This is a genomic window from Rhodococcus sp. NPDC057014 (assembly GCF_042673295.1).
Classification (GTDB): Bacteria; Actinomycetota; Actinomycetes; order Mycobacteriales; family Mycobacteriaceae; genus Rhodococcus_F.
Genome location: NZ_JBHUSF010000467.1, coordinates 1 through 4,934, shown reverse-complemented (window position 1 = coordinate 4,934; position 4,934 = coordinate 1). Strand labels below are relative to the sequence as shown.

Annotated in this window: 6 protein-coding genes; 5 read left to right on the top strand and 1 reads right to left on the bottom strand. The window is 64.5% G+C overall.

Annotation, left to right across the window (positions count from 1 at the left end):
• Positions 1–285 precede the first annotated feature (285 nt).
• Positions 286–420, top strand: coding sequence for a hypothetical protein (locus tag ACFTZB_RS42915; RefSeq protein ID WP_378441636.1), 135 nt, complete (start codon positions 286–288; stop codon positions 418–420).
• Between the two features lie 122 nt (positions 421–542).
• Here ACFTZB_RS42915 and ACFTZB_RS42910 read toward each other — a convergent pair whose 3' ends face one another.
• Positions 543–1,490: a LysR family transcriptional regulator gene (locus tag ACFTZB_RS42910; protein ID WP_378441638.1), complete on the bottom strand. Its 948-nt coding sequence runs from the start codon at positions 1,488–1,490 to the stop codon at positions 543–545.
• A gap of 161 nt (positions 1,491–1,651) precedes the next feature.
• Here ACFTZB_RS42910 and ACFTZB_RS42905 point away from each other — a divergent pair, with 161 nt between their 5' ends.
• The 4 genes from ACFTZB_RS42905 to ACFTZB_RS42890 are packed head-to-tail and all read left to right on the top strand — an operon-like array spanning position 1,652 to position 4,350.
• Positions 1,652–2,221 (top strand): cupin domain-containing protein, encoded by a 570-nt coding sequence (locus ACFTZB_RS42905; RefSeq protein WP_378441634.1) that lies wholly within the window; start codon positions 1,652–1,654, stop codon positions 2,219–2,221.
• 37 nt (positions 2,222–2,258) lie between these two features.
• Positions 2,259–2,765, top strand: coding sequence for a VOC family protein (locus tag ACFTZB_RS42900; protein WP_378441632.1), 507 nt, complete (start codon positions 2,259–2,261; stop codon positions 2,763–2,765).
• 10 nt (positions 2,766–2,775) lie between these two features.
• On the top strand, positions 2,776–3,543 hold the full coding sequence (locus tag ACFTZB_RS42895) for an SDR family NAD(P)-dependent oxidoreductase (protein ID WP_378441630.1): 768 nt from the start codon (positions 2,776–2,778) through the stop codon (positions 3,541–3,543).
• A gap of 36 nt (positions 3,544–3,579) precedes the next feature.
• The gene (locus ACFTZB_RS42890) at positions 3,580–4,350 is read left to right on the top strand and encodes an SDR family NAD(P)-dependent oxidoreductase (protein WP_378441627.1); all 771 of its coding nucleotides are present in this window, start codon (positions 3,580–3,582) and stop codon (positions 4,348–4,350) included.
• Positions 4,351–4,934 lie beyond the last annotated feature (584 nt).

The following is a 4,934-nucleotide window of genomic DNA, read 5'->3' as shown; positions in this document are numbered from 1 at the left end:
CCGCTGCCCTTGGGTGTTTTTTCCGGGGGGCCCTCGGCCCCCCCCCTTTAACCCCCCCCGGGGCCCGCCGCCGCCGCCGCGACCGCGCTCGGCGCGGACTTCTCGTCGGGCCGCTACTTCGACCCCGCCGCGAGCGGACTCTACGCACGGAGCCTGCGCCTGGGGTTCACGAACCAGAGTGAACACAACCTCCGTCTCGGGGCACAGCGCATCGCCCGGGCCGTCCGTGAGGTCCACTCCGCGCCGCGTGCCTGATCCACGTCTCTCACGTCGAAAGGAACCGCGATGACCACGGCCGGAGAGTACTTCCATGTGCAGGGGCCGCTCAACGTGCCGCTGGGCCCTCAGTGGTACCCGCTCATCGCTCAGGCAGGGGGTCCGAGCAGGGCATCGACTTCGCCGGCAGGCACGCCGACCTGATCTATGCGCCACTCCTGTCGATCGGAGCGGCGCGCGACTACACCCGCGACGTGCGCGAGCGGGCGGTCGCCCACGGCCGCGACCGTGTGTACGAGTACTGCTTTGAACCAAAAGCGAGCGGTTCAAGCGTGGGCAATTTCCTCGACAAGCTGTTCGAACTTGCGCACCGTCGGGTCGCTGTTGTCTGAACGAGCGCACAGGAGAACGCGTGTAGGTGCCAGGTCCTCGACAACGACGAAGCGCACGCCGGGATGGGCGTAGAAGTGGGGGACCGACTCCGCGGTGATGGCGATGCCGGTGCCGGCCGCGCATTGCTCGAGCATTTCTTCGACCGTCGAAATCGAGGGTCCGGTTCGCGCCGCGGATCCGTCGGAGCGAGGGTTGACCAGCCAGTAGTCGATCCATTCCTGGGAACCTGTTTCGCTGGGTAGGAACGTTTCCTCCGCGATGTCGCGGAACGCGACGGTCGACCGGTTCGCGAGAGGATGGCTGCTGGGGAGCACCACTACACGATGCTCGCTCAGGACCACGCTGCATCGCAGATCGTCAGCTCGGACAGGTTCGCGTGTGAAGACCACGTCCACCCGATTCTCGAAAAGCGCACGGGTCTGGTCGCCCCATTCGAGATGCTTGAGCTGCACATCGACCAGCGGGAGATTCGCGCTCGTGGCATTGAGGATCTCCTGGGTGAGCTCACCCGCCCCGGTGGCCATGAACCCGATCCGAATGCGCGTCGTTCCCTGCTCTGCGCGCGCAACCCAAGCCGACAACGTGTCGCTTGCGTCGACAACTGCGCGAGCGAGCGTTACCAGTTCCGCGCCCTTGTCTGTGAGCTCCACCGACCTGGAAGTTCTTCTCAGGACCTCGAACCCGAGCTCGCGCTCCAGATGACGAATCTGCTGGCTCAGGGCGGGTCCGGTGATGTAGAGGCGTTCGGCAGCGCGGCGGAAGTGCAGTTCCTCGGCTACCACCAGGAAGTAGCGTAAGACGCGGGGGTGTATGTCCATGGGTTCCCTTCCCGATTCCGGCGGCGTGCGTCCATATTCTGCAAGTGTGCACGTCAGGAGCATCCGCACGGACCGGTAAGCGTTGCTTAACGTTGGGCGTCGGATAGGACCTGGTGTTCGTCCCGCTCCGGCGGCACAGTGTTGTGAGTCACAGGCCGTCGAACAGTCCTCGTCACGGCCGGACACCACGACCTCCATCCCCCCAGTTTTGCAGGAGAAATTCGATGACCGCTGTCGACGACACCGCCACACCCGCCACCGCCAGGACTCCGCTGTTCTGGATGACGAGCCCGGGAAATACCCCCAAGGGGGATCGGCGTGACTTCCACACCATGGACGAGACCGAGTGGACCGACTGGCTGATGCCCGGAACGCGCTACAAGCTGCTCTACTGCAACCTCGTTTCGGGTGCCTTCACGATCTTGTTGCAGGTGGATCCGGGCATCAAGGCCACCTCGCACTGGCATGTCGGCAACCTGCAGGTCTACATCCTCGAGGGCGGCTTCTACTACTACGACGGAACGGTCGTCGTCGACGGGCAGACGACCCCCGACATTGGAACACCCCACTCGTTCACGGTCGAAACGGCCGGCACCATTCACGAGCCATTCTCGACCGAAACGGGCTGCGTGATGCTCGCGATGTTCGACGGACCCATCGGCGGCTACACCGAGGATGGGCAACTCGCCGTCATGGGTGATGCGCGACTTCACTACTACATGGCCAAAGACAACGAGGCAGTGCACAACACGCAGTTGGTCGACTACTCGTACGGATCGACCGATCTCCAGTAGCCGTTTCCATCTGCACAGCTCATCGATCGGAGAAACCATGACCTCATCGCTGTCGTCGACGCCCGCTTTCAACCATGTCGGGATCACCGTTCCTGACCTCGACGAGGCTGTCGAGTGGTATCGACAGGTGCTGCGCTTCACCGTCCTCGGCGGACCGATACAGATCGGCAAGGAGGACGAACCGTTCGGCGAAGTCCTCAGCGACATCTTCGGGGCTGAGTGGGCGAGCCTGCGCGTAGCCTTCCTCGCCACCGGGGACGGCACCGGAATCGAGCTGTTCCAGTTCCTCTCGCCCGCCACCACACAGCCGGACCGGGTCGAGTACTGGCGCACCGGGCCGTTCCACGTGTGCCTGACGTGGCCGGACGTCGCGCAGTTGGCCGGACATATCGAGCGGCACGGCGGCAAGCAGCGCAGCAAGGTGTGGACGCTGTTTCCCGGTCGCGACATCGTCTACTGCGAGGACCCGTTCGGCAACATCCTTGAAATCAGCTCGGGCACGTTCGATCAGACCTGGGCCAACCGTGCCTCCGCACCAGGGTGAAGGACTATCCATGAATGCTCAACACCTTGCAGGCAAGACAGCGCTCGTCACCGGGGGTGGCGGCGGATTCGGCCGCGCGATCAGTCGACGCCTCGCGGCGGCGGGCGCCGAAATTGCGGTGCTCGACCGCGATCCTGCCGGCGGAGAAGCCACCGCCGCAGCGGTTCGGGAGGCTGGAGGCCTCGCAACGTTCCACAAGATCGACCTCACGGATCCCAGCGCAGTGCGCGACGTGGTCGACTCCGTGGTCGGCGAGTACGGCCACCTCGACATCGCCGTAAACAATGCCGGAATCGGCGGCGAAATGGTGCCGCTCGCCGACTACCCGCTCGACGCCTGGAAGCAGGTGATCGATGTCAACCTGAGCAGCGTGTTCTATTGCCTTCAAGCCGAATTGGCGGCGATGACCTCGCCGGCCTCGGGCGGAGGGGCCATCATCAACATCGCCTCGATCATGAGCACCGTTGCGATGCCGAACATCAGTGCGTACGTGGCGTCGAAGCACGCGGTGCTCGGGTTGACGAAAGCCGCAGCAGTCGAATACGGCTCGCACGGAGTGCGTGTCAATGCGGTCGGACCCAGTTTCGCGCGGGTGGGATTCACCGCCGACAAGATCAGCGACGACGCCCAGTGGGATTCGATGGCAGCACAACATCCATTGGGCCGAACCGCGACTCCGGACGACATCGCCGATGCGGTGGCACATCTTGCGAGCGAGAGTTCGTCTTATGTCACCGGTCAGCTTCTCCTCGTCGACGGCGGATACACCGCGCAGTAGAGCGTTCACGACGGAATCGATAACAAGTGAGGCAATATGATTGACGATCACCAGGGTGCCGGCCGTGTAGCAATCGTCACCGGTGCCGGTGGCGGGATCGGCGCCGCGACGGTGCGCCGATTGGTTGCGGACGGGATCCGCGTCGCGGCCGTCGACCTCGACGAGCAGGCTGTAAAGGAGTTGGAGAGCGAACTCGGAGAATGCTGTTTGGCGGTCGGTGCCGATGTCTCCACCCACGACGGAACACGAGCGTATGTCGACGCGGCACGCGCGCATTTCGGGCGCATCGACTACCTGCACAACAACGCCGGAATCGAGGGGGTGGCGACTGCTCTCGACGAGAGCGACCCGGACCAGTTCGGGCAGGTACTCGCGGTCAACGCGGGTAGCGTGTACTTCGGAATGCGGGAAGTGCTTCCGCACCTGTATGCGCAGGGGCGAGGCGCCATCGTCAACACCGCAAGCCAGGCCGGAATCCGAGGTGTTCCCCGGCTCTCCGCGTATGCCGCCAGCAAGCACGCGGTCGTCGGACTGACCCGAAGCGCCGCCCTGGAGGCGGGAGGACGCGGCGTCCGGGTCAATGCCGTCGCGCCCGGTCAGATCGCGACCCGCATGATCGACAGCCTCGAGGAGCAGTGGGCGCCCGGCAACGCGGCAACTGTCCACGACCAGCTCATCTCGCAGATCCCACTCGGCCGATACGGCACAGCCGACGAGATCGCGACGCTGGTCGCCTGGCTGTTGTCGGACGATGCGTCGTTCGTGAACGGTGCCGTCTACACCGCTGACGGCGGAACCACCGCGTAACGACGGCACGTGCGGAGTGAGGCGCCCGGATCGTCCGGGCGCCGACCGCAGGCCTTGGCGTTCGTCGGCCGAACCGGCATAGTTGTGATCGGTATCGAACCCGGTGCCTCGTCGAGCCGAGGAGATTCGATCTGCAAGTCCTGGCCGCGAGCGGCAAACCGATCGATCGCGGCCGTGTCGAGTCGATTCTGACTCGCAGGACGCCGGAGCGGATCAAGCAGTACGTAGTCGATCTCGGAGTTCTCGTGACCGATGAACCGACCGTGGTTGAGGCCGATCCCGCGCTCGGGATGCCGCGTCGCCTGTGCATCCCATTGCACAGTTCGGGTGACCGGTACGGCGTATATCGCCGCAGCGGTTATCCGAATTGACCAACGACGACCAGCACGGCTGTAGGCAACGCGTTACCTACCCGAACACCTTCTCGAAGCAGTTCGAGAAGGGGAGGGCCTCGTAGGGCGAGAAGGTCGGGATCCGCGAGTAGCCACTCTTCTCGTACAGCCTGACCGCGTCGGGTTGCCGGTCGCCGGTCTGGAGGATCAAACGGGGTCGCCTCGCGTCTCGTGCCGCATCCTCGACCGCGG

Excerpts from the sequence above, each read along its gene's own strand:
- ACFTZB_RS42895 (WP_378441630.1), top strand. The coding sequence starts at position 2,776 with ATGAATGCTCAACACCTTGCAGGCAAGACAGCGCTCGTCACCGGGGGT.
- ACFTZB_RS42915 (WP_378441636.1), top strand. The coding sequence starts at position 286 with ATGACCACGGCCGGAGAGTACTTCCATGTGCAGGGGCCGCTCAACGTG.
- ACFTZB_RS42905 (WP_378441634.1), top strand. The coding sequence starts at position 1,652 with ATGACCGCTGTCGACGACACCGCCACACCCGCCACCGCCAGGACTCCG.
- ACFTZB_RS42890 (WP_378441627.1), top strand. The coding sequence starts at position 3,580 with ATGATTGACGATCACCAGGGTGCCGGCCGTGTAGCAATCGTCACCGGT.
- ACFTZB_RS42910 (WP_378441638.1), bottom strand. The coding sequence starts at position 1,490 with ATGCTCCTGACGTGCACACTTGCAGAATATGGACGCACGCCGCCGGAA.
- ACFTZB_RS42900 (WP_378441632.1), top strand. The coding sequence starts at position 2,259 with ATGACCTCATCGCTGTCGTCGACGCCCGCTTTCAACCATGTCGGGATC.